Origin of the sequence: Leifsonia sp. SIMBA_070 (assembly GCF_046534635.1) — a bacterium.
Lineage (GTDB): Bacteria > Actinomycetota > Actinomycetes > Actinomycetales > Microbacteriaceae > Leifsonia.
Window position 1 is genome coordinate 1 of record NZ_JAWRYK010000540.1, and the last position, 256, is coordinate 256.

The window sequence follows — 256 nt, forward strand, 5'->3', positions numbered from 1 at the left end:
GCACCGTCGTAGAACTGTGGATCCTTGAAGAGCCGGACGTAGTTGTCCAACCCGACGAAGGATTGCCCGCCGATCAACTTGTTCTGGAACAGGCTGATGTAGGCCGAGTACAGGATTGGGATGATGAAGACGAAGATAAAGAGGAGGCCGAAGGGCGCGAGGAAGAGGAGGCCGGTCGTCGGCCGCCTCTTGCGCCTCAGCGGCGAGGTTGTCTGCAGTGTCATAGGGGCTTGCCTTGTCTCAGGAAGGGGCCGAG

1 pseudogene is annotated in these 256 nt (G+C 59.4%); it reads right to left on the reverse strand.

The features are described from left to right. Positions 1-224 (reverse strand): annotated as a pseudogene (locus SB754_RS21355) (sugar ABC transporter permease); the annotation flags it as partial. Between the last annotated feature and the right edge of the window lie 32 nt (positions 225-256).